This is a genomic window from Burkholderia sp. AU45274 (assembly GCF_030482505.1).
Lineage (GTDB): Bacteria > Pseudomonadota > Gammaproteobacteria > Burkholderiales > Burkholderiaceae > Burkholderia.
The window spans coordinates 184,060-210,843 of the sequence record NZ_JAUJQE010000003.1; the positions used below are offsets into that span (position 1 = coordinate 184,060).

At 66.3% G+C, this 26,784-nt stretch carries 33 protein-coding genes and 1 pseudogene; 23 read left to right on the top strand and 11 right to left on the bottom strand.

Annotated features, from left to right (window positions below; all coding sequences use genetic code 11):
• Window positions 1-123 precede the first annotated feature (123 nt).
• Window positions 124-548 (bottom strand): annotated as a pseudogene (locus QZM35_RS13600) (phage protein NinX family protein).
• A gap of 80 nt (window positions 549-628) precedes the next feature.
• Window positions 629-970: a hypothetical protein gene (locus tag QZM35_RS13605; protein ID WP_301776131.1), complete on the bottom strand. Its 342-nt coding sequence runs from the start codon at window positions 968-970 to the stop codon at window positions 629-631.
• A 285-nt stretch (window positions 971-1,255) separates the two neighbouring features.
• On the opposite strand from QZM35_RS13605, the gene QZM35_RS13610 reads away from it, so the two are divergent.
• Complete coding sequence (locus tag QZM35_RS13610; protein WP_301776132.1) at window positions 1,256-1,498, top strand: DUF6566 family protein; 243 nt, start codon at window positions 1,256-1,258, stop codon at window positions 1,496-1,498.
• A gap of 109 nt (window positions 1,499-1,607) precedes the next feature.
• On the opposite strand, the gene QZM35_RS13615 is transcribed toward QZM35_RS13610, so the two are convergent.
• Window positions 1,608-2,282 (bottom strand): HAD family hydrolase, encoded by a 675-nt coding sequence (locus QZM35_RS13615; protein WP_089433660.1) that lies wholly within the window; start codon window positions 2,280-2,282, stop codon window positions 1,608-1,610.
• Between the two features lie 213 nt (window positions 2,283-2,495).
• On the opposite strand from QZM35_RS13615, the gene QZM35_RS13620 reads away from it, so the two are divergent.
• Window positions 2,496-3,680 carry a sugar transporter gene (locus tag QZM35_RS13620; RefSeq protein WP_089429629.1) on the top strand — a complete coding sequence of 395 codons (1,185 nt, stop codon included), beginning with the start codon at window positions 2,496-2,498 and terminating at the stop codon, window positions 3,678-3,680.
• Between the two features lie 51 nt (window positions 3,681-3,731).
• On the opposite strand, the gene QZM35_RS13625 is transcribed toward QZM35_RS13620, so the two are convergent.
• On the bottom strand, window positions 3,732-4,508 hold the full coding sequence (locus QZM35_RS13625; protein WP_301776133.1) for an SDR family NAD(P)-dependent oxidoreductase: 777 nt from the start codon (window positions 4,506-4,508) through the stop codon (window positions 3,732-3,734).
• Window positions 4,509-4,692: 184 nt separating this feature from the next.
• Here QZM35_RS13625 and QZM35_RS13630 point away from each other — a divergent pair, with 184 nt between their 5' ends.
• Together QZM35_RS13630 and QZM35_RS13635 are read left to right on the top strand one after the other, a co-directional pair.
• A complete protein-coding gene (locus QZM35_RS13630; RefSeq protein WP_301776134.1) occupies window positions 4,693-5,595 on the top strand; it encodes a LysR family transcriptional regulator in 903 nt (300 codons plus the stop codon).
• A gap of 241 nt (window positions 5,596-5,836) precedes the next feature.
• On the top strand, window positions 5,837-6,274 hold the full coding sequence (locus QZM35_RS13635; RefSeq protein WP_143329919.1) for a hypothetical protein: 438 nt from the start codon (window positions 5,837-5,839) through the stop codon (window positions 6,272-6,274).
• A 256-nt stretch (window positions 6,275-6,530) separates the two neighbouring features.
• Here the strand turns inward: QZM35_RS13635 and QZM35_RS13640 are convergent, their stop codons facing one another.
• Window positions 6,531-6,791, bottom strand: a complete 261-nt coding sequence (locus QZM35_RS13640) for a hypothetical protein (RefSeq protein WP_301776135.1) — start codon at window positions 6,789-6,791, stop codon at window positions 6,531-6,533.
• A gap of 372 nt (window positions 6,792-7,163) precedes the next feature.
• On the opposite strand from QZM35_RS13640, the gene QZM35_RS13645 reads away from it, so the two are divergent.
• The 12 genes from QZM35_RS13645 to QZM35_RS13700 all read left to right on the top strand — a co-directional run bounded on the left by QZM35_RS13645 (window position 7,164) and on the right by QZM35_RS13700 (window position 19,355).
• Window positions 7,164-7,877: a helix-turn-helix transcriptional regulator gene (locus tag QZM35_RS13645; RefSeq protein WP_301776136.1), complete on the top strand. Its 714-nt coding sequence runs from the start codon at window positions 7,164-7,166 to the stop codon at window positions 7,875-7,877.
• Window positions 7,878-7,982: 105 nt separating this feature from the next.
• Window positions 7,983-9,461: an indoleacetamide hydrolase gene (iaaH, locus tag QZM35_RS13650; protein WP_301776137.1), complete on the top strand. Its 1,479-nt coding sequence runs from the start codon at window positions 7,983-7,985 to the stop codon at window positions 9,459-9,461.
• Between the two features lie 566 nt (window positions 9,462-10,027).
• Window positions 10,028-11,164, top strand: coding sequence for a muconate/chloromuconate family cycloisomerase (locus QZM35_RS13655; protein WP_301776138.1), 1,137 nt, complete (start codon window positions 10,028-10,030; stop codon window positions 11,162-11,164).
• 55 nt (window positions 11,165-11,219) lie between these two features.
• Window positions 11,220-12,164 (top strand): catechol 1,2-dioxygenase, encoded by a 945-nt coding sequence (catA, locus tag QZM35_RS13660; protein WP_174970753.1) that lies wholly within the window; start codon window positions 11,220-11,222, stop codon window positions 12,162-12,164.
• A gap of 114 nt (window positions 12,165-12,278) precedes the next feature.
• The gene (locus QZM35_RS13665; RefSeq protein ID WP_301776139.1) at window positions 12,279-13,637 is read left to right on the top strand and encodes a Rieske 2Fe-2S domain-containing protein; all 1,359 of its coding nucleotides are present in this window, start codon (window positions 12,279-12,281) and stop codon (window positions 13,635-13,637) included.
• Window positions 13,634-14,122, top strand: coding sequence for a benzoate 1,2-dioxygenase small subunit (benB, locus tag QZM35_RS13670; protein ID WP_089429638.1), 489 nt, complete (start codon window positions 13,634-13,636; stop codon window positions 14,120-14,122). Before QZM35_RS13665 ends, benB begins: the two co-directional genes overlap by 4 nt.
• Window positions 14,123-14,167: 45 nt before the next feature.
• Complete coding sequence (gene benC, locus QZM35_RS13675; RefSeq protein WP_301776140.1) at window positions 14,168-15,190, top strand: benzoate 1,2-dioxygenase electron transfer component BenC; 1,023 nt, start codon at window positions 14,168-14,170, stop codon at window positions 15,188-15,190.
• Window positions 15,191-15,192: 2 nt separating this feature from the next.
• Window positions 15,193-15,963, top strand: coding sequence for a benzoate diol dehydrogenase BenD (gene benD, locus QZM35_RS13680; RefSeq protein ID WP_301776141.1), 771 nt, complete (start codon window positions 15,193-15,195; stop codon window positions 15,961-15,963).
• A 91-nt stretch (window positions 15,964-16,054) separates the two neighbouring features.
• Window positions 16,055-16,453 carry a RidA family protein gene (locus QZM35_RS13685; RefSeq protein WP_174932892.1) on the top strand — a complete coding sequence of 133 codons (399 nt, stop codon included), beginning with the start codon at window positions 16,055-16,057 and terminating at the stop codon, window positions 16,451-16,453.
• 231 nt (window positions 16,454-16,684) lie between these two features.
• Window positions 16,685-17,497 (top strand): creatininase family protein, encoded by an 813-nt coding sequence (locus tag QZM35_RS13690; RefSeq protein WP_301776142.1) that lies wholly within the window; start codon window positions 16,685-16,687, stop codon window positions 17,495-17,497.
• Between the two features lie 61 nt (window positions 17,498-17,558).
• On the top strand, window positions 17,559-18,734 hold the full coding sequence (locus tag QZM35_RS13695; protein ID WP_301776143.1) for a YncE family protein: 1,176 nt from the start codon (window positions 17,559-17,561) through the stop codon (window positions 18,732-18,734).
• Between the two features lie 138 nt (window positions 18,735-18,872).
• Window positions 18,873-19,355 (top strand): DUF1641 domain-containing protein, encoded by a 483-nt coding sequence (locus tag QZM35_RS13700; protein ID WP_089429642.1) that lies wholly within the window; start codon window positions 18,873-18,875, stop codon window positions 19,353-19,355.
• Window positions 19,356-19,365: 10 nt separating this feature from the next.
• On the opposite strand, the gene QZM35_RS13705 is transcribed toward QZM35_RS13700, so the two are convergent.
• Window positions 19,366-20,076 (bottom strand): response regulator, encoded by a 711-nt coding sequence (locus tag QZM35_RS13705; protein ID WP_301776325.1) that lies wholly within the window; start codon window positions 20,074-20,076, stop codon window positions 19,366-19,368.
• A gap of 433 nt (window positions 20,077-20,509) precedes the next feature.
• Here QZM35_RS13705 and QZM35_RS13710 point away from each other — a divergent pair, with 433 nt between their 5' ends.
• Genes QZM35_RS13710 through QZM35_RS13720 form a run of 3 tightly spaced genes read left to right on the top strand, consistent with a single transcriptional unit; the run spans window position 20,510 to window position 21,338 of the window.
• Complete coding sequence (locus QZM35_RS13710) at window positions 20,510-20,698, top strand: hypothetical protein (protein ID WP_144025260.1); 189 nt, start codon at window positions 20,510-20,512, stop codon at window positions 20,696-20,698.
• A gap of 12 nt (window positions 20,699-20,710) precedes the next feature.
• A complete protein-coding gene (locus QZM35_RS13715) occupies window positions 20,711-21,064 on the top strand; it encodes a hypothetical protein (RefSeq protein ID WP_089429644.1) in 354 nt (117 codons plus the stop codon).
• Between the two features lie 19 nt (window positions 21,065-21,083).
• Window positions 21,084-21,338: a hypothetical protein gene (locus QZM35_RS13720; RefSeq protein ID WP_256978525.1), complete on the top strand. Its 255-nt coding sequence runs from the start codon at window positions 21,084-21,086 to the stop codon at window positions 21,336-21,338.
• 61 nt (window positions 21,339-21,399) lie between these two features.
• Here QZM35_RS13720 and QZM35_RS13725 read toward each other — a convergent pair whose 3' ends face one another.
• The 3 genes from QZM35_RS13725 to QZM35_RS13735 all read right to left on the bottom strand — a co-directional run bounded on the left by QZM35_RS13725 (window position 21,400) and on the right by QZM35_RS13735 (window position 22,910).
• Window positions 21,400-21,939, bottom strand: a complete 540-nt coding sequence (locus QZM35_RS13725; RefSeq protein WP_089429646.1) for a GNAT family N-acetyltransferase — start codon at window positions 21,937-21,939, stop codon at window positions 21,400-21,402.
• Window positions 21,940-22,361: 422 nt separating this feature from the next.
• Complete coding sequence (locus QZM35_RS13730) at window positions 22,362-22,583, bottom strand: hypothetical protein (RefSeq protein WP_039371644.1); 222 nt, start codon at window positions 22,581-22,583, stop codon at window positions 22,362-22,364.
• A gap of 63 nt (window positions 22,584-22,646) precedes the next feature.
• Complete coding sequence (locus QZM35_RS13735) at window positions 22,647-22,910, bottom strand: HPr family phosphocarrier protein (RefSeq protein WP_174970737.1); 264 nt, start codon at window positions 22,908-22,910, stop codon at window positions 22,647-22,649.
• 363 nt (window positions 22,911-23,273) lie between these two features.
• On the opposite strand from QZM35_RS13735, the gene QZM35_RS13740 reads away from it, so the two are divergent.
• Window positions 23,274-23,618: a zinc ribbon domain-containing protein YjdM gene (locus QZM35_RS13740; RefSeq protein WP_021158207.1), complete on the top strand. Its 345-nt coding sequence runs from the start codon at window positions 23,274-23,276 to the stop codon at window positions 23,616-23,618.
• Between the two features lie 43 nt (window positions 23,619-23,661).
• Window positions 23,662-24,498: a spermidine synthase gene (locus QZM35_RS13745; protein WP_301776144.1), complete on the top strand. Its 837-nt coding sequence runs from the start codon at window positions 23,662-23,664 to the stop codon at window positions 24,496-24,498.
• Window positions 24,499-24,530: 32 nt separating this feature from the next.
• On the opposite strand, the gene QZM35_RS13750 is transcribed toward QZM35_RS13745, so the two are convergent.
• Both QZM35_RS13750 and QZM35_RS13755 read right to left on the bottom strand, forming a co-directional pair.
• Window positions 24,531-24,716 carry a ribbon-helix-helix protein, CopG family gene (locus QZM35_RS13750; RefSeq protein WP_021158209.1) on the bottom strand — a complete coding sequence of 62 codons (186 nt, stop codon included), beginning with the start codon at window positions 24,714-24,716 and terminating at the stop codon, window positions 24,531-24,533.
• A gap of 87 nt (window positions 24,717-24,803) precedes the next feature.
• Complete coding sequence (locus QZM35_RS13755; RefSeq protein WP_089476103.1) at window positions 24,804-25,562, bottom strand: YoaK family protein; 759 nt, start codon at window positions 25,560-25,562, stop codon at window positions 24,804-24,806.
• A 270-nt stretch (window positions 25,563-25,832) separates the two neighbouring features.
• Between QZM35_RS13755 and QZM35_RS13760 the strand changes: the two genes are divergently transcribed.
• Window positions 25,833-26,183 (top strand): hypothetical protein, encoded by a 351-nt coding sequence (locus tag QZM35_RS13760; RefSeq protein ID WP_089429650.1) that lies wholly within the window; start codon window positions 25,833-25,835, stop codon window positions 26,181-26,183.
• On the top strand, window positions 26,180-26,392 hold the full coding sequence (locus QZM35_RS13765) for a twin transmembrane helix small protein (protein ID WP_006489184.1): 213 nt from the start codon (window positions 26,180-26,182) through the stop codon (window positions 26,390-26,392). The genes QZM35_RS13760 and QZM35_RS13765 overlap by 4 nt, the downstream gene beginning before the upstream one ends.
• The last annotated feature ends 392 nt before the right edge of the window (window positions 26,393-26,784 follow it).

Sequence of the window (26,784 nt, forward strand, 5' to 3'; positions counted from 1 at the left end):
AATGACGCCGGTTCGCCGCAACACGTGTGCCTGCCGGGTGGTTTCCCGTGGGGCAAGGGCGGGTGGGAGACCCGCGGCGGCGGGGACTGTCGTTTTTACATGACCGCTGGGTACTGCATGCACTTACATGCGCGGCACCGAGCGGATATCCGTGCTGTCGCCCGTGGCACGATCGTCATCGGCTTCGGGAAGCGGCACGCCGGGGTCGCAGCGCGTGCGCGCACGAACGCCCGCAGCAGGGCCACACGCGCATCGCGCCCGTGCGCGCCGCAGGTGCACGGGCCGTCGACGAAGGTCGCGTCGCATTCGACGTCGTCGCCGTGCCGTGCGATTCGAAGATCGTCGACACGGTCGAGCACCGCGCCCGCATCGGACCACGACGTCGACGGCACGAAACACGTGTCGAGCCGCCTGAGTGCGTCGCATGCAGCCGTCACGACCAGGTGCGGTGCGACTGCGGTGAAACGCAGCGTGTCTTCGTCGTCGGCGCACAGCGCGCGTGCACACCAGTAGTCGAGATCGTTTCCGTCGAGTGCGTCGGTTCGCATGGGCCGGCTCCGTCCGATCAAAACGGGCTCACCGCGCAAGCGACGTGCCCGCTGCGGGGCGTCGCGCGCGTCCGGCACGATCACCATGCGTCGATGTCCCGGTTGCTGTCGATTCGCTGCAGCAGCACGTCGCAACGTTCGCGCAGCGCGTTCAGTTCCGGTGAATCGGCGTCGAGCCGCACCCGTTCGCCGCTGTCGGGATCGCGGTTCGCGATCGCGATGTCGTAGATCCCTTGCGCGATCGTCGCGGACGCGTCCGCGATCCTGACCCGCGCAAGCCATCCGCATTCGGCGTGATGGCACGCGAGCCACATCCGCTGCACGTCGACGAGCTGACCGGTCGTGAGCCATGCGCCGGACCGCATGCGCGCAGCCAGCTGGCTCGTCACGAGATAGGAGAGCAGATCGGTCGTTTGAGTCACAACGAGGCTCCTTGGCGAAGGGTCGGGACGGTCGATCCGCGAGCCGGGTCGCGGGAGCGGAGCCGGGGAAGGCGTCGGTGCGCGGATCGTCGTCCGGTTGCAGGGGGAACCGCTTCGCGGGCTCGCGGTGCGTGCCCGTGGCGATCCGGTGCGCGAGCGGCGCGCAAACCGCGTGCCTGCGGGGGTACCGGGCACGACCCGTGCGCGCCGGGCCGACGGGGCGCGCGGCGATCATGCGGCGCGTATTTTTTGCATCGCCATCGCAGATAGGCACAGGAGGCCACCTTGCAAAATCAACAGGACGCACAGATTCGGGACCCGTATCGCGGGCACGAGATACGCGTGTGGGCGCGGCGCAACGACAGCGGCGCGTGGCGTGACGAGGTGCAGGTGTATGTGGGCGGCGAGCGCATCGAGCTGGTCGCGCCGGCGGCCGATGGCCCCGACTGGATGACCGAGAACGAAGCGCTGCTCGCGGGTGTCGAGCGGGGGCGCTATCTGATCGACAAGCGCATTGACGACGATTGAGCTGCGCGGCGGCCGCCTGCCGGTTCGGCGCAGGCGTGGCCGGTGGTCGTTCGCGGCCTGACGAAACCGACGGCGCACTGGCGCAGGCGCCGTCGGCGAAGCAGGCGTTTCAGGGCCGCGCTGCAATCTCGTCGAGATGCCACAGCAGATCGGCCGGATCGTCGTACACGCGCAGCGCGCCCGCGCGTTCGAGTTCGTCGCTGCCGTACCCACCCGACAGCAGCCCGACGCCGAGCGAGCGGCAGCGGGCGGCGGCGAGCATGTCCCAGATGCTGTCGCCGACCACGACCGTGTGTTCGATCGGCACGTTCAGTTGCGCGGCGGCCGTCAGGAACAGGTCGGGGTCGGGCTTCGCGTACTTGACCTGGTCGCGCGTGACTACCACGTGCTTCGCCGGATCGACGCCGAGCGCCTCGAGATTGATGGCGGCCGTTTCCATCCGCCCGCTGGTCGCGATCGCCCAGCGAATGCCCGCCGCCGACAACGCGGCCAGCAGTTCGCGCGCACCCGGCAGCGGCCGGACCTGCGCGCGCAGCCGCTGGTACGCGGCCGCATGGAGGCGCGCCAACCGCTCGACGCGCTCGGCGTCGAGGTCGCCCGACGTCTCGCGTAGCAGCTGATTCAGGAACAGGCCGCCGCTCATGCCGATCTTGCGGTGGATGCGCCACACCGACAGTTCGATGCCTTCGGCATCGAGCGCTTCCTTCCACGCGAGCACGTGCTGGTAGACGCTGTCGACGAGCGTGCCGTCGAGATCGAACAGAAAAGACGTTTCAATGCGCATGTGTACCTCCTGGCTCGAAAGGGGTCGAGCGAACGGGTCGTGAGAAGCGTGTGGGCACATTATCGGCGCACGGCCGTGTCATGACCATGTCCCGCGGCCCACCGACGCCCCCCGCGCCGCGCCGTGTCATGTGCCGCTGGTACAATCGCGGCGATCGCCGGGCCGGGTTCTCCGCGCCGCGCGCCCCCAACCCTCGTCTCGCCGATTCCAGGTATGGCTACACCGGACGCCGTCAGTTCCAAGCACTCGTGGTGGGGTGTCCTGACCCTGGCACTCACCGCCTTCATCTTCAATACCACCGAATTCGTGCCCGTCGCGCTGCTCAGCGCGATCGGCGACAGCCTGCACATGCAGCCGACCGACGTCGGCCTGATGCTGACGATCTACGCGTGGGCCGTGGCCGTCGTGTCGCTGCCGCTGACGCTCGCCACGCGCCACGTCGAGCGTCGCAAGCTGCTCACGTGGGCGTTGCTGGGGTTCATCGCTAGCCACGTCGTGACCGGCGTCGCGTGGAATTTCGCGGTGCTGATGGTTGGCCGGCTGGGCATCGCGTGCGCGCATGCGGTGTTCTGGTCGATTTCCGTGCCGCTGGCCGTGCGGCTCGCGCCGAGCGACCGGAAAAGCCGCGCGCTCAGCCTGCTGGCGATGGGCACGGCGATCGCGATGGTGGCCGGCATTCCGCTCGGGCGCGTGGTCGGCGAGACGTTCGGCTGGCGCGTCACGTTCCTGATCATCGCCGGCGCGGCGGGCGTCGCGTTGCTGCTGCTGCGCGCGACGTTGCCGGTCTTGCCGAGCGAGGGCGCCGGGTCGCTCAGCAGCATCGGCGTGTTCCTGCGCAAGCCCGCGCTGGTGGCGCTGTACGCGATCACCGTGCTCGTCGTGTCCGCGCATTTCACGTCGTACACGTACATCGAGCCTTTCGTCCAAAGCGTGAACCACGCGAGCAGCAGCCGGATCACCTATGTGCTGATCCTGTTCGGCGTCGCCGGCATACCGGCCGCGATCTGCTTCAACCGCCTCTATCCGCACCGGCCGGACGACTTCCTGCTCGGGTCGATCGTCGCGCTGGCGGGATGCCTGCTGATCCTGTTCCCGTGCGCGCTGAACATCGTCACGCTGTCCGTGCATACGCTGGTCTGGGGCGGCGCGATCGTCTGCTTCGGGCTGGCGATGCAGGCATGGGTGCTGAAGCTGGCGCCGGAGGGAACCGACCTCGCGGTGTCGATCTTCTCCGGGCTGTACAACGTCGGGATTGGCGCGGGCGCGCTGATCGGCAACCATATCGCCGGCGACTTCGGGCTGCCGTGGGTCGGCACGTTCGGCGGCGTGGTCGGCGCGGTGGCGGTCGGGATCGCGTGGCTGGCGCTGCGGCTGCATGCGAGGCAGGCGGTGGCCTAGGGCCTGTTCACGCTAATAACGGGCTTGCGGACGTGCCTCGCGCGTTGCCCGTCATGCAACCGAGTAGCCGCCGTCGGCCACGAGCGCATGCCCTGACACGTAGCTGGAATCGTCCGACGCGAGGAACGCGACGATCGTCGCCATCTCCTCGGCGGAGCCCCAGCGTCCTGCCGGTGTCGATGCGGCGAATGCCTGTTGCGCCTCTTCCGACGGCCAGATGCCGCGATGATGGAACGGCGTTTCGATCAGCCCCGGGCACAGTGCGTTCACGCGCACGCCGCGTTTGAACCATTCGATCGACGCGGTCTTCGTCATCCCGATCACCGCGTGCTTGCTCGCGATATAGACCGATGCATTCTCGAAGCCGATCAGCCCGCCCATCGACGCGTTGTTGATGATGCTGCCCGACCCCTGCCGCAGCATGATTTCAGCGGCGTACTTCATCGAGTTGAACACGCCGCGCACGTTCGGTTCGAACACCCTGTCGAACCGCTCGGCATCCTGCTCGAGCAGCGGCGCGAACACGCCTTCCGTGCCGGCGTTGTTGAACGCGATGTCGAGGCGTCCGTAGGTTTCTACTGCGAAATCGAACAGCTTGCGCAGATCGTCTTCGTTCGCGACATCCGCGACGAAGGTCTTCGCTTCGCCGCCGGCGGTCACGATTTCGTCGACCAGTCGATCGAGCTCGGGTTTGCGCCGCGCGGAGACGACGACCTTGGCGCCGCGCCGCGCGAGTTCGATCGCGGACGCGCGGCCGATGCCGGAGCTGGCGCCCGTCACCAGGGCGATGCGGCTGTCGAGTTGGGTCGGTTTCGTGCTTGCGTTCATGATGAGATTCTCCAGAGTGAGGGATGAAAGCGGCGCAAGGGGCTGAGTTGAATCGGTTGAGATGCACGCTTGATGGGCATTGTGGTCGCTCGTCGATCGTAAAAAAATGGAACAATGGCGCATTCAGAATTCCCGTTTCGGGAATGAAAAGCGCTGCCGCATGCGCGTGCCACGAGGGTTCTCCATGCTCAACCGACTCGACATCCTGAAGATCTTTTCCGCGGCCGCCGCGGCGCCCACGTTCCGCGAGGCGGCGGCGCGCCTCGGCGTGTCGCCGCAAGTCGTGACGCGCGCGGTGCGCGAACTGGAGGAGATGCTCGGCGAAACGCTGTTTCACCGGACGACGCGGAGCATCCGGATCACCGCGTTCGGGCAGGCGTTCGCCCGTGACGCGCAGACGGCGCTGGCGGCCGTCGACGGGCTGTTCGGCCCCGCGACCGGCCAGGCCGACGAGCCGGTGGGCGTCGTGCGGATCACGGCGCCGTCGGGCATGGGGCGTCGTTACGTGCAGCCGATCCTGAGCGATCTCATGCAGCGGTATCCGGGGCTCGTGCCCGACTTGCGGCTGTCGGACGTGCCTTCGCCGGTGGTCGACGAGCAGATCGACATCGGCGTGCGCGTCGGGGCGATCGGCGACAACCGCTTCGTCGCGCGCATGGTCGGGCCGTTGCCGATGTGGATCGTCGGCGCGCCGTCGCTGATCAGGCGGCTGGGTGAGCCCAAAAATCGCAAGGAACTCGAATCGATGCCGGTCACGTGCCTGATCGATCGCGCGAGCGGCCGCGCGTGGCCGTGGATGTTTCGGGGGGAGCACCAGTTCGTTCCGCCTTCACCGGCGTATCTGACCGACGATACCGAGGTGGAGATCGAGGCCATCTGTGCGGGGGTGGGGCTGGGGCAGTGCTCGGAATACCTCGTCCGGCCGTACGTCGACAACGGGCGCCTCGTGCGGCTGCTGCCCGGCCTCGAACCCGAGCCGTGGAAGCTGCACGTCTATCGGCCGCGGCGCGGGCCGATGCCCCGGCGCATCCGGGTCGTGTACGACGAACTGGTGGCGAAGCTCGCGGACGCGACATGGCGAGGGTAGGCAGTGCGGCCGGGCTACGGATCGCGTTGGCGTGAAGCGGTGTCAACCACCACTCGACGACGTCGGCGCACCTGCGAAACGGTGACGTGCGAGTAACGTGCATCGCGCGCGGCCATCCGGCCCGGCGTGGTCGCGCCATTCGCCGTTCACCGCCATGCATGCGGCAAGCCGACATATTGCGGCATCATCATGGAGCCGACGCACCGGCACCCGGTGCCCGATATTCGACAGGAGACTGTGCATGCCGATACCCCGGATTGAAACCCGCGACGCGATGGGCGACCCCGATGTGGTCTATCTCAACCCGGATCACGTGCTGTGGATGTCGCAGCCGACCGCTGCGCAGCGGCGCCCGGGCGGCACGGCCATTCGCGTGGACGACCGCGTGAAGGGCGGTTCGTTGCTGATGGCCGACAATCCGCCCGCCGCGCAACTGCTGCAGGATCTCGGGCCGTTCGTGACGGTGACGCTGGCGAACCCGTCGTCCGACTATCCGGACGGTCTCGTGCATGTGCGTGCGCAGGCGATCGTCAAGATCGCGACGGACGACCACGACAAGCCGCTCGCCGAGCGCACGCTCGGCTGGGTGCACGTCAAGGATGGCTCCGCGTTCAAGGTCCGGGATTACGCCGGCGTGGCCGCGCAATGGCAGGCGTCGGTGGGGGCTGCCAGCCGCTGAGTGGAGCTTCACGTTGGCGCTATAACGCAGCGGCTCGGTGTGCCGCAGTGGGCCGGCCGTCATTCCCCCAGGAGTTTTGCCAGCCCGTTTCTTCGTTCCAAATTACAGCCCAGTTTCACAATGATCGTTTCACTCACTGGTGGTAAGCCTGTAGATGAGCGACCAGTCGAGATTGAGGAGCGCGTCGCGATGCTCAATCTCGACGCGTCAAGCGGGTACGAAGGCGATGAAAATCAGCCGCGGAGAATAAGGTCAATTATTTTGCAAATAATTTTGACATCACTCCCCACCCCAAAACCACCGTCATAAGAAGGGCGATAAATCCATTTAATTTAACCATCTTAAAAATCGTTTCATCTTTTACTTTCGCTATATTTATTCCGAAAACGATTCTAAGATATGCGTCCCACATTTTGCTGGTGCGAACAAAATTCACCACTTGCTCAGTCAATATCAGCATTAAATATGCCATAACAACAAGGGCAAAGGAGGAAAAAAGAAGTGGATAATTTGTCATGCCCTACCAACCAAAAGAAGATTGATATACCGGAATGCTATATCCCGGCGAGCCACCCGGGGCAGAAAATCCGAATCCGACTCTTCCCTCGAGATCTCCGGGCGTGCCTGGTGAAGATAGTGCTGGCCCGGACCCATACTAGCAGTGGCGTCAAACCCGCCTGTATGAAGAGCCGACGCAAAAGACTGACGGGCGGACGTGCCGCCCATCGGTAGAAAAGGGGGCTATATACGTCGATACGCAATGCGTCGATCCGCCAGGTAACATGGCGCATCGCGACGCACCCAAGCTCGTTCGGGCCTTCGCCGCGACACCCCCGTCGAAGCGCTCGATGCAGGTGTTCTCCACCGGCTTGCCGAGGAACCGCCCGTCATGAACCTTTCCGCGTCCGAAATCACCCCGGAGGAACTCCGGCTGTTCGGCGACACCGTCGCCCGCCTGGAAGAACTGGGGCCGGTCGTCGACGTGAGAACGGTCGTGCTGCCCGCGATCACGCAGCTGCTCCGCGCCGATTTCGCCGCGTCGTTCGATTGCGACGAACACACCGGCCTGTGGCGCAACGGCTTCTCGTACAACCTCGATCCGTTGCAGATCGCGCGGTACGAAGCGTGGTTCCAGCATATCGATCCGGTCACGCCGCCACTGCGCGCGCGCCGCGTGGCGACCTGCGTCGACGAGGTGGTGAGCCGGCGCGAGCTGGAGCAGACCGAGTTCTACACCGATTTCCTGTGTCGCGACGGCATGCACCACGGCATCAACGTCTATGCGTTCGACGGCGCGACCCACGTCGGCGACCTGCGCATCTGGCGGGCGCAAGGGCGGCCCGATTTCACCGAACGCGACAAGCTGCTGCTGAACGGCATCGAGCCGTTTTTCCGGCGCGCGCTGCTGCGGCGGCGCCATGCGTGCGCGGGGCTGACCGAGCGCGAGAGCGACGTCGCGCGGCTGGTTGCCGCCGGTTATACCGACAAGGACGTCGCGCGCACGCTCGGCATCGGGGTGCCGACGGTCCGCACGCACCTGCGGCGCGTGATGGCGAAGAAGGGCGTCGCCAACCGCGCGAGCCTGGCGGCCGCGCTGGCGTAACGGCGGGTTGCATGGCCGTCGGCCGGGGTCATCCATTGTGATGATGGGCGTCAAAATCGGCGCGCCCTACCTTGTGACGATCCCCCGTGACGAGGAACGACGACGATGCCCACCCTGGGAACCCTGACGCTCACCGAAGCCCGGCACGCGATCCTGCGCCGTGAGTTTTCCTGCGTCGAATACGCGTACGCCATGATCGAGCGGCACGCACGCTGGCGCTACCTGAACGGCTTTACGTGCGTCGACGATGCGCGGCTGCTCGCCGAAGCGGCCCGCTGCGACCGCGACCTCGCGACGTCGTCCACCCCGCACGCGCTGCTGGGCCTGCCGATCGCGATCAAGGACAACATCGACACCGCGTGCCTGCCGACCGGCAACGGCACGCTGGCGCTGCACAACCGCGTGCCGCCGCAGCATGCGCCGGTCGTCGCGCGGCTGCTCGCGCAAGGGGCGCTGATCGCGGGCAAGGCAAACCTGCACGAGCTGGCGTTCGGCGTGTCGGGCAACAACCGTGTGACGGGCGCCGTACGCAACCCGTACGATTTCAACCGGATTCCGGGCGGCAGCAGCAGCGGCTCGGGCGCGCTGGTCGGCGCGGGCGTGGTGCCCGCCGCGCTCGGGACGGACACCGGCGGCTCGGTCCGGATTCCGGCTGCGCTGTGCGGTGCCGTCGGCCTTCGCCCGACGGTGGGGCGCTACCCGTCGGGCAGCGTGGCGCCGATTTCGCGCACGCGCGACACCGTCGGCCCGATCGCGCGGTCGGTCGAGGACATCGCGCTGCTCGACGCGATTCTGTCCGGCACCGGCGCCCACGCGCCCATGTCGCTGCCGACCCGTGGCACGACACGCTCCGTGCGCCTGGCGGTCCCGCGCACGACGTTCTGGCGCGGCCTCGCTCAAGATGTCGAAAGGGTGGCGAATGCCGCGGTGGCGAAACTGGCGCAGGCGGGATTCGAGTGTGTCGATATCGACCTGAACGACTATCCGGGGTTCTTCGACGATGAGCCGGCCATCATCGCGATGTACGAATTCCGGTCATCGATGCACGCGTATCTGGTCGAGAACGGCTACGACCTGTCGGTCGACGACATCGTCGCGAACGTGGGGAGCCCGGACGTCGCGAAGATCGCCCGCCATATCACCGGCCCCGACGGGATCGGCGAAGCGGCGTACCGCACCGCGCTCGACCGGCGTACGCGGTCGCGTGCCGCGTATCGGCAGTGCCTCGCCGACAGCGGCGCCGACGCGCTGGTGTTTCCGACCACGATCGCCACCGCGTGCCCGATCCCGGCGGGCGACGTGATGATGCTCAACGGCGAGCCTGCGTCGGTGTTCGCGACTTACATCCGGAATACCGAGCCGGGCAGCAATGCCGGCGTACCGGGCATGACCGTCCCGGCCGGCCTGACGGCGGCCGGGCTGCCGGTCGGCCTCGCACTGGATGGGGCGGCCGGCACCGATCGCGAACTCATCGCGGTCGCGCTGGAGGTCGAGCGGGTGCTCGGGCGGCTACCGGCGCCGGATGATGGATTCGGGGTGGAGGGCAGGTTGGGTGGGGACGCGGGTGTCGATGGGGAGTCGTGATGCGGTGCCGCCGCGCCCCGGGGGTGGTGCGGCGGTTGAATTGCCGGAGCCGGTGAGGCTCGCCACGAAGCCGGTCGGCATACGCATGAGGTGACCTGCGGTGACGCCGGGCCCTTCGCGCACCCAACCCGATGCGCAAGCACCGCTGACGTGAATCCCGCCGGCGCCGCAGCGTCTTGACCCGACAACCGGTCGAACCAACGCACGCGAAGCCGGCCGCCAACAGCGCATATCGAGAAACCTGCCCCCGAGCCCCCCGAGCGAGGCATCAGGAAAACCCTGACAGCGGCCCATCGAGGCCGCTTTTTTGCGTCGCCGCGCGCATGGCGGCCGATGCCTTTCGCGTATCCGGCCGTCCGCATCCCGGTTGACCGCTCCTCTCGATCCAGCGCGGCTCCCCGGCCATATTGCCTGTCATTGAGGGTATGGTGACAAGCTAAATCAACCGAATATCCGCGAATTTCAATACCTGCGAGGTATTGAAATGACCGCCTAAAAGTATTGGACGCTCGATCTGGCCGAGACGTATAAATCGCCTCAAGAACTTCACCTCCACGGCGTGCCCCATGTCCTCCGTCACCATCGAACGCATCGAAACCCGCCTCGTCGACCTGCCGACGATCCGTCCGCACAAGCTGTCGGTGGCCACGATGCATGGCCAGACGCTGATGCTCGTGAAGGTGTGCTGCAGCGACGGCGTCACGGGCCTCGGCGAAGGCACGACGATCGCCGGCATGGCGTACGGCCCGGAAAGCCCCGAGGCGATGAAGCTGGCGATCGACACGTATCTCGCGCCGGCGATCATCGGCAAGGACGCGACGCGCATCCAGACGCTGATGGCCTTCCTCGGCAAGCTCGCGAAGGTCAACCACTTCGCGAAGAGCGCACTCGAAACCGCGCTGCTCGACGCGCACGGCAAGCGGCTCGGCGTGCCGGTGAGCGAGCTGCTCGGCGGCCGCCGCCGCGATCGCCTGCCGGTCGCCTGGACGCTCGCATCGGGCGACACGGCCACCGACATCGCCGAAGCCGAGCGGATGCTCGACCAGCGCCGCCACAACGTGTTCAAGCTGAAGATCGGCGCGAAGTCGCCGGAGACGGATATCCGCCACGTGGCCGAGATCAAGCGGGCCGTCGGCGATCGCGCGTCGGTGCGTGTCGACGTGAACATGGCGTGGAGCGAAACGCAGGCCGCGCGTGCGATTCCGGCGCTGGCCGATGCCGGTTGCGAACTGGTCGAGCAGCCGGTGGCTTCGGCCGCGGCGCTGGCGCGCCTGATGCGCCGCTTCCCGGTCGCGCTGATGGCCGATGAAATCCTGCAGGGCCCCGACAGCGCCTTCGAGATCGCGAAGCACCACGGCGCCGACGTGTTCGCGATCAAGATCGAGCAAAGCGGCGGCCTGTTCGCCGCGCAGCGCGTCGCCGCGATCGCGGATGCGGCCGGCATCGAGCTGTACGGCGGCACGATGCTCGAAGGCGCGTTCAGCACGGTGGCGTCCGCGCACCTGTTCGCGAGTGTCGCGAACCTGCAGTGGGGCACCGAACTGTTCGGGCCGCTGCTGATCACCGAAGAGATCCTGACGCAGCCGCTCGATTACAGCGACTTCGAACTGACCGTGCCGGACGGCCCGGGCCTCGGCATCGAACTCGACGAGGACAAGGTCAGGCGTTTCACCCGCGACGGGCTGACGAAAGTCGCGCGATAGATAACCCGAGCCAGGCAAAGGCCGTCATTCCCCCAATACACGTGGAGACACCATCATGAGCGTCAAAGTTTTCGAGTCCCGGGAAGTGCAGGATCTGCTGAAGGCCGCGTCGAACGCGGGCGCGAACGGCACGACGGGCGGCAACGCACGCACGCAGCAGGTCGTGCTGCGGCTGCTCGGCGACCTGTTCAAGGCGATCGACGATCTCGACATCACGCCCGACGAAGTGTGGGCCGGCGTCAACTACCTGAACAAGCTCGGCCAGGACGGCGAAGCGGCGCTGCTCGCGGCCGGCCTCGGCCTCGAGAAGTATCTCGACATCCGGATGGATGCCGCGGACAAGGCGGCCGGCCTCGACGGCGGCACGCCGCGCACGATCGAAGGGCCACTCTATGTGGCCGGCGCACCGGTGCGCGACGGCGTGTCGAAGATCGACCTCGACGAAGACGACGGCGCGGGCCCGCTCGTGATCCACGGCACGGTCACGGGCCTCGACGGCAAGCCGATCGCGGGCGCGGTGGTCGAATGCTGGCACGCGAACTCGCACGGCTTCTATTCGCACTTCGACCCGACCGGCAAGCAGAGCGATTTCAACCTGCGTGGTGCCGTGAAGACGGGTGCCGACGGCAAGTACGAATTCCGCACGCTGATGCCGGTCGGCTACGGCTGCCCGCCGCAGGGCGCGACGCAGCAGCTGCTGAACGGCCTCGGCCGCCACGGCAACCGCCCGGCGCACGTGCACTTCTTCGTCGACAGCCCCGACCACCGCAAGCTGACGACGCAGTTCAACATCGACGGCGATCCGCTGATCTGGGATGACTTCGCGTATGCGACGCGCGAGGAGCTGATCCCGCCCGTGGTCGCGAAGACCGGCGGCACGGCGCTCGGCATGAAGGCCGATGCGTACCAGGACATCGAGTTCAACTTCGTCCTGACGCCGCGGGTGCAGGGCAAGGACAACCAGATCGTCCACCGCCCGCGCGCAGCCGCGACGGCGTAACCACCCGCCGGCACGGCGCGAATACGCCGCCGCCGGCCGGGTTCCCGCGAGATTCAACCGATTACCGATGCGAGCGTGCTTGCAGGACGCGGCACGCGCATGGGAGGAGCCAACATGTCCGCCACGATCGACCAAGCCACCGACCTGGATCACCTGCTCGCCACCGCCGTGCAGGACGACAAGGAAGCCGGCGTATTCCGCTGCCGCCGCGACATCTTCACGAACGCCGAGCTGTACGAGCTCGAGATGAAGCACATCTTCGAAGGCAACTGGGTGTACCTGGCGCACGAAAGCCAGATCCCGGCCAACAACGACTACTACACGACGTGGATCGGCCGCCAGCCGATCGTGATCACGCGCGACAAGACCGGCGAGCTGCACGCAGTGATCAACGCCTGTGCCCACAAGGGCGCGATGCTGTGCCGCCGCAAGCACGGCAACAAGGGCAGCTTCACGTGTCCGTTCCACGGCTGGACCTTCTCGAACACCGGCAAGCTGCTGAAGGTGAAGGACGAGAAGACGACCGAGTATCCGGTGCAGTTCAACACGCACGGCTCGCACGACCTGAAGAAGGTTGCACGCTTCGCGAACTATCGCGGCTTCCTGTTCGGCAGCCTCAGCGCCGACGTGCTGCCGCTCGAGGACTACCTTGGCGAAGCGCGCGTGATCATCGACCAGATCGTTGACCAGGCGCCGAACGGGCTCGAGGTGCTGCGCGGCAACTCGTCCTACATCTACGAAGGCAACTGGAAGATGCAGATGGAGAATGGTTGCGACGGCTACCACGTCAGCACCGTGCACTGGAACTACGCGGCGACGATGGGCCGCCGCAAGGAAGACGGCACCAAGGCCGTCGACGCGAACAGCTGGAGCAAGTCGGTCGCGGGCGTGTACGGCTTCGACAACGGCCACATCCTGCTGTGGACGCAGACGATGAACCCGGAAGTGCGGCCGGTGTACCTGCACCGTGACGAGATCAAGGCGCGCGTCGGCGACGTGCAGGCGGACTTCATCGTCAACCAGACCCGCAACCTGTGCGTGTACCCGAACGTGTTCCTGATGGACCAGTTCAGCACACAGATCCGCGTGGTGCGGCCGCTCGGCGTCGACAAGACCGAAGTCACGATCTTCTGCTTCGCGCCGAAGGGCGAGAGCGAGGCCGACCGCACGATCCGGATCCGCCAGTACGAGGATTTCTTCAACGTGACGGGCATGGGCACCGCCGACGATCTCGAGGAATTCCGCGCATGCCAGGCCGGTTACGCGGGCATCACGGCGATGTGGAACGACCTGTCGCGCGGTGCGCCGTTGTGGATCGACGGGCCCGACGAGAACGCGAGGAAGATGGGGCTGAACCCGCGCATTTCCGGCGAGCGCAGCGAGGACGAAGGGCTGTTCGTGTGCCAGCACGAACACTGGGTGCACGTGATGCGCGATGCGCTGAAGAAGGAACGTGGGGAGGTGGCAGCATGAGCTTCGATTACCGGATCATTTGCGCGGCGCTGTATCGCGAAGCGCGCCTGCTCGACGATCGTCAGTGGGACGCGTGGCTGACCTGCTACACGGAGGACGTCACGTACTGGATGCCCGCATGGGACGACGACGATCGGCCGACCGACGATCACCAGAGCCAGATCTCGCTGATGTACTACCCGGACCGCGGCGGCCTCGAGGATCGCGTGTTCCGGATCAAGACCGAGCGCAGCGGCGCATCGACGCCCGAGCCGCGCACCAGCCACAACGTGACGAACGTCGAGGTGCTGGCCGAACGCGACGACGAGGTGGACGTGCGCTACAACTTTCACACGCTGAACCACCGCTACCGCGTGACCGATCACTTCTTCGGCACGATGTTCGTCACGTTGCGCCAGGTGGGCGATGAGCTGCTGATCTCGTACAAGAAGATCGTGCTGAAGAACGACTACATCCGGCAGGTGCTCGACGTCTATCACGTCTGACGCCCGTTGTTTCGTCATCAAAGACAAGGAAGTGGAGGCGACGCCATGTCCAGCTACAAGATTGCACTGAATTTCGAGGACGGGGTAACCCGCTTCATCGACTGCAAGGCCGGCGAGAAGGTGCTCGACGCGGCCTTCCGCGCGAAGATCAACCTGCCGATGGATTGCTCCGACGGCGTGTGCGGCACCTGCAAGTGCCGCGCCGAAAGCGGCAGCTACGACCTCGGCGACGATTACATCGACGACGCGCTCACCGAAGACGAAAAGGACGGCGGCCTCGTGCTGACCTGCCAGATGGTGCCGCAAAGCGATTGCGTGATCGCGGTGCCGACGTCGTCGGTCGCGTGCAAGACCGGCCAGAGCAGCTTCGCCGCCACGGTGACGAAGGTCGAGCAGCACAACGACGCGGCCGTCGTGCTCGAACTGGACGTCGGCGCGGCCGCGCCCGTTTTCCTGCCGGGCCAGTACGTGAACATCGACGTGCCCGCGAGCGGGCAGCACCGGTCCTACTCGTTCTCGTCGGCGCCGGCCGATGCGAAGGTCAGCTTCCTGATCAAGAAGATCCCCGGCGGCGTGATGAGCACGTGGCTCGAATCGGCGCAGCCCGGCGACACGCTGGAACTGCACGGGCCGCTCGGCAGCTTCTACCTGCGCGACGTGCAGCGGCCGCTGCTGTTCCTCGCGGGCGGCACGGGGCTGGCGCCGTTCCTGTCGATGCTCGAGGTGCTCGCGCGCGCCGGGTCGCAGCAGAAGATGCACCTGATCTACGGCGTGACGCGCGAGCTCGACCTCGTGCTGGTCGACGTGATCGAAGCCTACGCGGCGAAACTGCCAAACTTCAGCTTCGCGACGGTCGTCGCGGATGCGGCGTCGAGCCATCCGCGCAAGGGCTGGGTCACGCAGCATATCCCGGCCGAGGCGCTGAACGACGGCGACGTCGACGTGTATCTGTGCGGGCCGCCGCCGATGGTCGACGCGGTGCGCCAGTATTTCGACGACGAAGGCGTGAAGCCGAACAGCTTCCACTACGAGAAGTTCACCCCCAACGTCACGGCAAAGGCGGCGTGATCATGCAACGATTCTCTGGCAAGGTCATCGTCGTCACGGGCGCCGCGCAGGGCATCGGTCGTGGCGTCGCGCTGCGCGCGGCGGCCGAAGGCGGCAGGGTGCTGTTCGTCGATCGCGCGGATTTCGTCGCCGACGTCGCGGCCGAAGCGACCGGTGGCGAGACGGCCGGCTTCGTCGCCGATCTCGAAACCTACGACGGTGCGCATGCGGCGATCGCGTACGCCGCGCAGACGTTCGGCGGCGTCGACATCCTGATCAACGGCGTCGGCGGCGCGATTCGCATGCGCCCGTTCGCCGAATTCGAGCCCGCGCAGATCGATGCGGAAATCCGCCGCTCGCTGATGCCGACGCTCTATACGTGCCACGCGGTGCTGCCGCACCTGCTCGCGCGCGGCGGCGGCACGATCGTCAACATCTCGTCGAACGCGACGCGCGGCATCCGCCGCGTGCCGTACTCGGCGGCGAAGGGCGGCGTCAATGCGCTGACGGCAGCGCTCGCGATGGAATACGCGGAGCACAACATCCGGGTCGTGGCGACCGCGCCGGGCGGCACCAGCGCGCCGCCGCGCCGCGTGCCGCGCAATGCGGCCGGTGACAGCGAGCAGGAACAGGTATGGATGGGCGAGGCGGTGCGCCAGGTCACCGAGTCGACGTTCTTCAAGCGCTACGGCAGCCTCGACGAGCAGATCGCGCCGATCCTGTTCCTCGCGTCCGACGAGGCGAGCTACATCACCGGCACGGTGCTGCCGGTCGCGGGCGGCGATACGGGTTGAGCGATGTGTCGTGGCGCCACCTGCACGTGTTCAACCTGTGTTCATCGACAACCCACCGGTCGGCGCCAAGACGCCGGCCACGGAGACCCTCATGCGTGATCGCAAAGCCATCGTTCCGGCGGGAATGGAAGCGGTGTACGAGAAAATCGGCTATGCACCGGGCCTGAAGGTCGGCGATACGCTGTACGTATCCGGCCAGATCGGCCGCGATGCGGCGATGCAGCTCGTCGAAGGCCGTGAAGCGCAGATCGTGCAGGCGTTCGAGAATCTGAAGCTTGTGCTGGAGGCGGCGGGCGCATCGTTCAACGACGTGGTCGACCTGACGACCTTCCATACCGACATGCGCGACCTGCCGTTGTTCATGCAGGTGCGCGACCGCTACCTCGCGGCGCACCCGAAGCCGGCGTGGACTGCGGTCGGTGCGCACATGCTGGGCGGCGCGCCCGGCTATATCGTCGAGATCAAGGCGGTGGCCGTGTTGCCGGCGTGATGGGCGCAGATGAGGAGCGGGCGCGTGGTGCCTTGGTCCGCGCATCGAATCGGCTCGTCGCGTGCTGACCGGGAGCGACAGGCTTCGCGACGCAAGACGGCATCCTGACGAAATCCTTTCTCTCGACCCGCGGCGTGAAGCGTCATGCGTCGGTCAGCGACAAGTCGCGCGAGTTCGTTTATGGTGCGAGGGAACGCCGCGTCGTTTCTTTCCTTACGCCGGGAATCCGCGATGAAATGCCTGCCACGCGCCATCCTCGCCGCCCTCGCTGTCACCGTCGCGCAAGCCGTGCTCGCCCAGGCGCCGGGCACGGTGCGACTCGAAGACATGACCTGGACCGAACTGCGCGACAGCATCCGGGCCGGCAAGACCACGATCCTGATTCCGATCGGCGGGACCGAGCAAAGCGGCCCGTACGTCGCACTCGGCAAGCACAACGCGCGGGTCAGGGTGCTGTCCGAGCGGATCGCGGAAGGGCTCGGCAACGCGATCGTCGCGCCCGTCATCGCCTATGTGCCCGAGGGTGGCTATGCGCCGCCGACGTCGCACATGCGCTTCCCGGGCACGATCACCGTGCCCGACGACGTCTTCGAAAAGACCCTCGAATCCGCGGCCAACAGCTTCCGCGTCCATGGCTTCACCAACATCGTGTTCCTCGGCGACCACGGCGGCTACCAGAACGACATCAAGCAATCCGTGGCCCGGCTGAACAAGTCCTGGGCCGGCACGGGGGCGCGCGCGTTCGTGCCGGCCGCGTACTACGGCACCAGTTCCGACGGTTATGACCAGATCCTGCGCGAGCACGGCGTGCCGGGCGCGGAGATCGGCACGCATGCGGGGCTGGCCGACACGGCGCTGCTGCTGGCGGTCGAGCCGCGCATGGTCAGGGTCGACAAGCTGCGCAACGCCGCGAAGCCGGGCGCGGTCGACGGCGTCTACGGCGGCGATCCGCGTCACGCGAGTGTCGAACTCGGCCGGCTGGGCACCGACGCCATCGTGTCGCGCACCGTCGATGCGATCAGAAAGGACATCGCCGGCCGCTGACGCAGCCGCGCCATCGCGCTACCTTTGTCGTCGTTCCCTTCAATCGAACCGGGACATCGTCATGCAACCGCGCTTCCTCCGTCATCTTCGCTTCTCACGTCCCGCGATCGTCATCGTGGCGGCGCTGGCCGTCGGTGCCCGCGGGGCGATCGCGGCGGCTGCCGTCGCGACCGTACCCGGCATGCCGCCCGTCCTTCATCCCGACAACCTGTACAGCGAGGCGCAGGCCGGCCGCATGAGCGCGGCGGTAGCGGGCGCGTTGCCGCGCATCTATGTGCCGAACCTGAGATCGAACGACGTCTACGTGATCGACCCGGCCACGTACCAGGTCGTCGACCGGTTCGCCGTTGGCCGCAGTCCGCAGCACGTCGTGCCGGCATGGGACCTGCAGACGCTGTGGGTCGCGAACAATGCGGAAGGGCGAACCGACGGCAGCCTGACGCCGATCGATCCGAAGACGGGCAAGCCCGGCCAGCCGGTGAGCGTCGACGATCCGTACAACATGTATTTCACGCCCGACGGCCAGGACGCGATCGTGGTGGCCGAAGCGCATGCGCGTCTCGACTTCCGCGACCCGAAAACGATGGCGCTGAAATCGAGCCTCGATGTGCCGCACTGCAAGGGCATCAACCATGCCGACTTCTCGATCGACGGCCGGTATGCGCTCTTCACGTGCGAGTTCGGCGGCAAGCTGGCCAAGATCGATTTCGTGAACCGCAAGGTGGTCGGCTATCTCGAGCTCGACCGGAAAGGAATGCCGCAGGACATTCGCGTGTCGCCCGACGGCAAGGTGTTCTATGTCGCCGACATGATGGCGGACGGGGTCTACGTCATCGATGGCGACGCCTTCACGAAGATCGGCTTCATCCCGACCGGCGTCGGGACGCACGGCCTGTACCCGAGCCGCGACGGCACGAAGCTCTATATCGCGAATCGCGGCTCCAATCGCGTCCATGGGCCGCGTCACGGCAAGGGCAGCGTCTCGGTGCTCGATTTCGCGACCCGCCAGGTGGTCGCGACCTGGCCGATTCCCGGCGGCGGCAGCCCCGACATGGGCAACGTCAGCGCGGACGGCACCACGCTGTGGCTGTCGGGCCGCTTCGATGACGTCGTCTACGCGATCGACACCGCGAGCGGCGCGATCCGGTCGATTCCCGTCGGCATGGAGCCGCACGGCCTGACGGTGTGGCCGCAGCCGGGCCGCTATTCGCTGGGCCATACGGGAAACATGCGGTAGGGCGGCGGCCGGTCAGCGCGTACCGGCACGGCCGCTCGACACGCGGGCCGCATGGCTCGCCGATGAAACCCGCACACGCAACCGGCGCGCGTGGCCGCCGTCGCGGCGGCCACGTGGCGTCCCAAACGGAGAAAGCCGATGACCGAACGTCAGTCCCCCGAAACGACGCCTCCGCACCCGGAGCCCAGCGCGCACGATGCGCTCGAACATTTGCTCGGCAGCCTGCACCGGCATGGATTCCTGCATTTGGCGACCGAGGTCGTCAGCGCGAACGCGCGGCTGGCCGACACGTTCGTCGATGCGCTCGACAAGCCGGGCATGCAGAGCGGCATGCAGAATCTCGCGGTGCTGTTGATGGCGCTGTCGCGCATTCCGCCCGAGCAGTTCGGCAAGGCCGTGTTCGCGGCCGCCGACGCGCTGCATCACGTCGGCGCGTGGCAGCCGGCGCAGCACGAGCATGTCGCACCGGGCGTGCGCGGCGTCTACCGGCTGCTGCACGACGAAGCGCTGTGGGACGCGCTGACGCCGTTGCTGGAAGGGTTGAAGGTGTTCGCGCAAGGGCTGGCGCGCGCCCCGGAGACGCCCGTGACCGCGCCCGGCGAGAAGACGACGGGCACCTGAGCGCAGCGCGTCAGTCCCACGCGTGCTTGCTGAACTGATAGCCCTTGCCGCGAATCGTCTTGATTCGCTTCGGTTCCGTCAGGTCGTCACGCAGCTTGCGGCGCAGCTTCGAAATGCGGCCGTCGATCGAGCGGTCGAAGCCGTCGAACTCGATGCCGCGCAGCAGCAGCGTCAGGTCTTTTCGGCTGACCACCTCGCCGGCGCGGCAGACGAGCGCCCACAGCAGGTCGAACTCGGTCGACGTCAGGCGGGGTGCGCTGCCGTCGGGAAGACGCACCTTGCGATCGGCCCGGTCGATCGAAAACTTGCCGAACTCGAAACGATGAGGCGATGCCGGCTCGACATCGTCCGGGCGCATGCGCACCCGTCGCAGGTGAGCCTTGATCCGCGCGAGCAGGATGCGCGGCTCGATCGGCTTGTGGAGAAAGTCGTCCGCGCCGAATTCCAGGCCGAGCAACTCGTCGAACTGTTCGTCGCGAGCCGTCATCATGATGACGATGCCGTCGTACTGCATGCGTGCGTCGCGACAGATCTCGAAGCCGTCCTTGCCCGGCAGGTTGATGTCGAGCAGCACCAGGTCGGGGTGACGCGCGACGATCGTGGCGACGGCGTCGGTGCCGTCGAACAGGCGGTCCACCTCGTACTGATGCGTGCGCAGATAGTCTGCGATCAGTGCGGACAATGGGACGTCGTCTTCGACGAGCAGGATTCGGATGGGCATCGCTAAACAAGGGGGTGAAACGGGAAAGTGGCGAGCGTTCAAGCCCAGTCCGACCATGGGGTGGCTGAAGAGACGCGCATGATACGTCCAAACAATCCGGTGGAATGTGGCGAAATCTGCATCGCTCGACCGCCCGGTCCGCACGCGAATCACCCGGCCCAGGCAGCCAGGCAAATGGGCGAAGGGGTGGAATCGTGTCGTCGCGGAACGGGGCGACGGTTGGGCGATAAGGTCGGGCGTGGAATCCGGTTAAAGGCCGGCAATGATCGCTGGCGCGATGTCGTTCGCACGAAAACGTTTGCGGAAAAATGGCGCGTGAAAAGCACGCCCGCCCGCGCCGCAAGCCGGTAAAGATTGCTCGACATATCATTACAAAATATTACGAAACGGGCAACGGACAGGTCCTTACAATCGTGGCGACTCGGTGGCGAGCATGACGCACGCCGGCTTCCGGCCGGCCGCCGAAGTGAATGCCAATGCGATGGCGGTGACTGACAGCGTGCCATTGCTCGCGTGGTGCGTCCGTTCGGTGCGGCACTGTCGGTGCCTCGACGCGCGCGAAACAATGTCGACGTCACCCCGCCTTCCAGGCGGCAAACGTCTGACCGGCACGATGCTCTGATAGGAATGCGAAATGACGCCGCTTCAAATCATCCGGAGTCTCGATTCACTCACGAACGCGATCGAAGTCGCGGTCGCCCACGCCGACTGGAGCGAGGCCGTCCGGGCAGCGGAAACACGTTCGGCGTTCTTGACGGCGCTATCACCCGATCAACCCGACGAGGTTCACGCGGCGATCCGGAGAATGCGGGAGATCGATATCCGGATCTCGATCACCGCACGGGAAGCGCTGGAGGCACGCGTCGCGGAGAGCCGGAAGGCGTTGTACGAAACCCGGCCGCCGTCGCCCGGGGCGGATGCCATGGCCGCCCGATCCCCTTCGTGGCGCTCAGCCATTTCACGGCGCTTCGCGCCGTACACGCATTGACACGGACAGGTCCTTGAACATGCCGGTCAGGTCTCAACATTTCGGTGGCGGTATGCGATTTCGAAAACGCATCAGTTATGTCGATGCAACACGGTGGTTCGCGGATGGCGACCACGATCGGGTGGAAACCCGTGAAGGCGGACGCGCGATCGCCACACCGGAAGGCTGGCGTTCGGTGAAGTCGGGTGACTGGATCGTGCGCGATGATTGCGGCAACTGCTGGCCGATGGACAACGGGCTCTTTACGAGCCTGTATGAACCGGTCGTGGAGTGAGCGGCGAGGGCGCGCGGGTGCCGTCCATACGGTACGCCTTCGTCACCCGTACGCCGGCAGCCTATCGGCGCGCGCGCGAAAACAGCAATGAGTCGGTATCGTTGAACCGGATCTGCACCGGCTCCCCATAACCCGCCTTTTCCGCCACGCGGATCGACGCGACGTTGGTCGGCGCGATCAGGCACACGCTGCGCTCGAACCGGTGTTGCCCGTCGAGCCATGCCAGCGCGGCCGAGAGCGCCTCGGTCGCGTAACCCTTGCCGTGCGCCCACGTCGCAAGGGCCCAGCCGGCTTCCGGCACGCCGCGAATCGACGGCTCGATGAGCCGGTGGAAATCGGCGAAGCCCAGATCGCCGACATAGCGGCCCGACGCCTTCTCGCGAATCGCCCAGTACCCATAGCCGAGCAGCGGCCACAGCCCGCGATACGCGAGCATGCGCATCCACGAGTCGCGCGGCGCGGACGGCTTGCCGCTGAAGATGTGCTCGACGACCTTCGGCTCGGCCCACATCGTGGCGAGCGCCTCGAAGTCGCCGAGCGGATGGCCTTCGAGGATGAGACGCGGCGTATCGAGAACGGGCGGGGAGGAGACAGGCGGCATCGTGGCTTCCGGAGAGGAGGGGCATGGGACGGTCAGGCCGTCAGCATGTCGATGCCGCGCTGGTTGGGTTCCGTTCGCGCACCGGCAGGCAGATCGGCCGGCGATGTTCCTCGGCGAGCGACGACGTGCGATTGACGGCAGGCGATTGACGGCAGGCGACGGCGGCCCGCTGCGAGCGGGCATGTCCAATTCGGCAAGACAGGGAGCCGGAATGATAGCAAAACCGTTGCACGAACAGGCTGCGGTGCGGGCGGCCGGAGATGATGCCACCGCATCGACGACGTCGCACGGGAAGCGGGCGCAATTCTATCGGCTTCCCGCGCGATAGTCGGACTTTCATGCGGTGCGCCGCCCTTCCGATGTGCCGCCGTCACTCGACATGATGCTCGGAAGGATCAAGTTGATTCGCGGCCGCAGGCGGTCTACTTCCGGTTCTTCAGGAAGGTCCGGCCTTCGGCCGTGATCGAGGCGCCCGAGCGGCCGTGTGCGGGATGGCTGACGAAGCCCGCGCTGACGAGTTCGCTCGCGATCGACCAGCCGAGCGCCGGTGCGTCGCGCCCGTAGCGGACGTCGGCGAGGCGTTCGAGCGCCCAGATGGCGGAGGCCGACAGGTTCGGGGTGTTGGACGTGAAGTTGTCGCTCATCGCTTCCTCGTGAAAAGGGGATTCGGGGTGGGCGGGATGCCGTGACATCGGGTGGCGCGCCGGTCAGCGCGCTTGCAGCACGGGCAGCAGCGCCTGCAGGGCTGCCTCCTCGTCGGGGCCGGTGGCCAGCACCTGTGCGGACGTGCCGCCGTGCACCTGCAGCGCCGCGACGGCGGCGCTGTCCTTCGCATCGCTGCTGATCCCGTTCGCGATCAGCAGGATGTCGCTTTCGAAGCCGCGCGCCGCGTCGGCGGCGGCTGCTCGTGCGGCGTGGCCGCGGTTGCGGTTCCACGCGGGGCCGATTTCAACGAACACAACGGTTGCCACGATGTCGGAGAGCCTCTGGACGGAACGTCGGGATCGGTGTGCGGCGCCAGGCCGGCGGTGCGCCAGACAGGCGAGAAACGCGCTGTTCCGCATGACTCCGGAACGCCGGCAGCGCTGCCGGGGCATGCGCATCCTGCGTGGATGTGCCGGCATTCTCGGTGAAACGGGCCGCAAGTCCGGCGAACGGCGCGAAAACGCCCATTATAATACAGCAGCCAAGATATGTGTATTGCATTATAATGCCGTGTGCGCCGAAGGCGGCTCGCCGACCCGTCGGCACGTGCCTTCAGGCGGGCCGGGCGACGCTGCCAGCGCGCCCGGCCTTTTTATCGACGACTCAACTCCCCCTGAATGGAAGCCGCAATGAACGCCGCCCCCGCCTGCCCGCAATGCGCGATGGAAAACACTTACCCGGACGGCACGCTGACCGTATGCGCGGACTGCGGCCATGAATGGTCGGCCGGCGCCGGCGCCGAAACGGGCGACGAACCGGCGGGCGACGTCGTCAAGGACGCCAACGGCAACGTGCTGTCGGATGGCGACTCGGTCGTGCTGATCAAGGATTTGCGCGTGAAGGGCTCGTCGATCACGCTTAAGATGGGCACCAAGGTCAAGAGCATCCGGCTCGTCGGCGGCGATCACGAGGTCGACTGCAAGACCGACATGGGGGGCTTCATGCTGAAGGCCTGCTACCTGAAGAAAGTCTGAGCGCGCACGCTCCAATCGACTGTCAGTAACTGACTGCCCGTTCATGGCCGAGGATCGAATTTCCTACGACGCGTTCGTCAGGTTCCTGGCGACGCCGCTGAACGACGGCCGGCCGTTCGTGCTGGAGACGCAGCACGCGCTTTCGCTGCACTTCGACCATTTCGGCACGCAGAGCTTCATGTCGCTCCGGGATCCGGGCCGGCTCGAGCTCGGCTATACGCGCGTGATGATGGGCTTTCTGCTGCTGCAGCCCGAGCCCGCGCACATCTGCATGCTCGGGCTCGGCGGTGGTTCGCTGGCGAAGTACTGCTACCGGCACTTGCCCGGCGCGACGATCGACGCGGTCGAGATCAATCCGGACGTGATCGCGCTGCGTGACGCTTTCAGGATTCCCGCTGATGACGGCCGGTTCACGGTGGTGTGCGCCGACGGCGCGGATCATCTGGACAGGGCGGATGTCCGGACGGACGTGATCCTGCACGACGCGTTCGTCGCCGACGGCATGCGTGGCCGCTGTACGGGCGCCGCATTCCTCGCCGCATGTCACGCGCGCCTGAGCGAAAACGGCGTGCTGGCAATCAACTTCATGGACGACGATCCCGCGCTGCCGGAGCATCTCGAGCAGTTGCGATCCGTATTCGGCATGTCGTATACGCTGGCGCCGTGCGGCGACGACAACAACTTCATCGCGTTCGCATGGAAGGGTGGCAGCCGGCTGCCGTCGCTGCGGATCCTGCTCGAACGCGCACTGGCGTGTGCGCGGGCCGGCGAGCTCAAGCTGGCGGCCACGGCGAGGCGGATGAAGGCCGGGGAGAGCGTCGACCCGCAGCGGCTGGTGATGCGTGCGCGGCCGCAAGAGCGATGGGAAATCGGCGCGTAGCCTGCAGGTAGGCGCGGCCTGTACGGCCGCCTTTACTTCACGCGCTTGCCGAGCGCGCTCTTGGTCTTGTACGTTACGCCGTGGCGGTCGAGATACTCGCGGATCAGTTGCCGCACGACTTGCGACGGCGTGAGATCCTGCTCCGCGCAGAGCATCTCGAAGGCTTCCTTTTTCGCGGGATCGATCAGGACGGTCAGGCGGGCGGTTTTCGTTTCCATTGCGGGGCGAGGGTGGTCGGTATGTTAATCAAATTATAATCGATCCGCCTTCGGCGCCACCGCCGAAAGCGCGCTCCCGGTGCGCGATCAGCGCCTGCTGCGGAGCAACGCGAGCAGGTCGTCGATCACCGGCACGATCGCGAGCGTGACGAGCACCGCGGCAAGCGGCACGGTCGATACGTAGCCGACGTGCTTGAAGCCGATCGCGCCGGCCAGGCCGCCGATGAAGAACGACGCGAGCATCGTCGCGTGAATCCGCAGTTTCGAGCGGTTGGCGACCACCGCATGCGCGTCGACGTCGACCGCCGACCGGTTCCAGTAGAACAGCTTCCCGAGCTCGATGCCGAGGTCGGTCACGATGCCCGTCATGTGCGTCGTGCGGATCTCCGCGCCCGACAGCTTCGTGATCGTCGCGTTCTGCAGCCCCATGATGAAGCACAGCAGCGTCACGGTCACCGGCACGAAGAAGGTTTCCCACAGCGCGAGGTGGCTGCCGAGCAGCCCGAACAGGAGCAGCAGCGCGGCCTCGACCAGCAGCGGCAGCATGAACTGGCTGTGCAGGCCGCGACGGCGGCCCCAGTTGACGAGGATCGCCGAGCAGCTGGCGCCGATCAGGAACGACCCCAGCGAGCTGATGCCGGCCAGCGCGAGCCGCACGTCGCCGAGCGCCGTCTGGTCGGCGATCGCCGACACGATGCCGCTCATGTGCGACGTGTATTGCTTGACCGCGAGGAAGCCGCCGGCATTGGCCGCGCCGGCGACGAACGCCAGCGAAAACCCGAGCTGACGGTTCGCGGTCGCGCTGCGGTGTTTTCCCGTCAGGTTTCGAAAGTACTGCGCTGGCATAGGGGCTCAGGGGCTTCGCTCAATCGCCGCGAATCGCGGGCACGGACGTGACGACCGGCACCGGACGGCAGGGCGGGCACGCCGCCTGCCCACAGGTGCCGGGTCTCTCGAATCATGTGACGAACATGATAATGCCATTATCATACTCTGTTAGTTGAATAGGGCTTTCAGTACAATGTCATCCGGCGCGGCCTGACAGCGGCCCGACTGCGGCTTCGCTGCCGCACGGCCGCGCCGCCCGCCTTCGCGATCACTTCTGCCCACCGCTTCATGACCCCGATCAAGTTCATTCTTCGCTATACGGCGATCCCGTTCACGGCCATCGTGGCTGTGGTGATCTGGACTGTCATACCATCGTCGAAAGAGATCGATGCGAGACAATATGCGGCGCTGTCGCGCGCGTACGCGAGTTTCCCGCTGCCGTTCCGGCGCGAGATCTCGGAAACGATGGACCACGGCCGGATCAACGACCGGCGCTACCAGGCGCTCGTGCGCGATTCGCTGGGCAATGGCGTCGCGCTGGACTGGCCGGCGTCGGGCGTCGGCGCGCTCGCCGACGAGCGGCACAAACTGGCCGAACTGCTTCAGGCCGATTCCGATCTTCAAGGGCATCACCAATGAAAACTCTGCTGGTTTCCGTGGCATTCGCGATGATCATCGCGAGCCTGATCTTCGCGCTGTATTTCATGAATCACGATCGCGGCAAGTCCAAGCGGATGGCATGGTCGCTCGCGGCACGCGTCGGGCTGTCGGTCACGCTGTTCCTGTCGCTGCTGATCGCTTACAAGCTGGGCTGGATCGAGCCGACCGGGTTGCCGATCGGGCGCTGAAAGGCGAACGCCCCGTTGCATCCGGGGCGTTTGCGCAAATGCGAGTTTGGATCTCCCATCGATCTATTGTGATAAGAAAACTTATCGTGATGATGGGGTTGTGTGATCCAAAATCAGGTTTCGCACGACGCGCGACAGAGACTGCCCACGCTGCAACGGCAGCGCAGGGGCGTTGACACGGGTCTTCGCGAGACCACGGCCAGTGACAAACCTGAATTCGCGACGTGCAGCCTCATGAATTCACGAGACCTTCGCACCTTCCGGCCAACGTTGAACGGCTAGGTGACAACCTTGCTTCGCAAACCGCGACAATTTCATTCTGGTCAACGCTACCCGGCACACGGCACCGCGCGCGCAACAGTTGTGATGCGCAGAGGCCCCATGGACAAAGC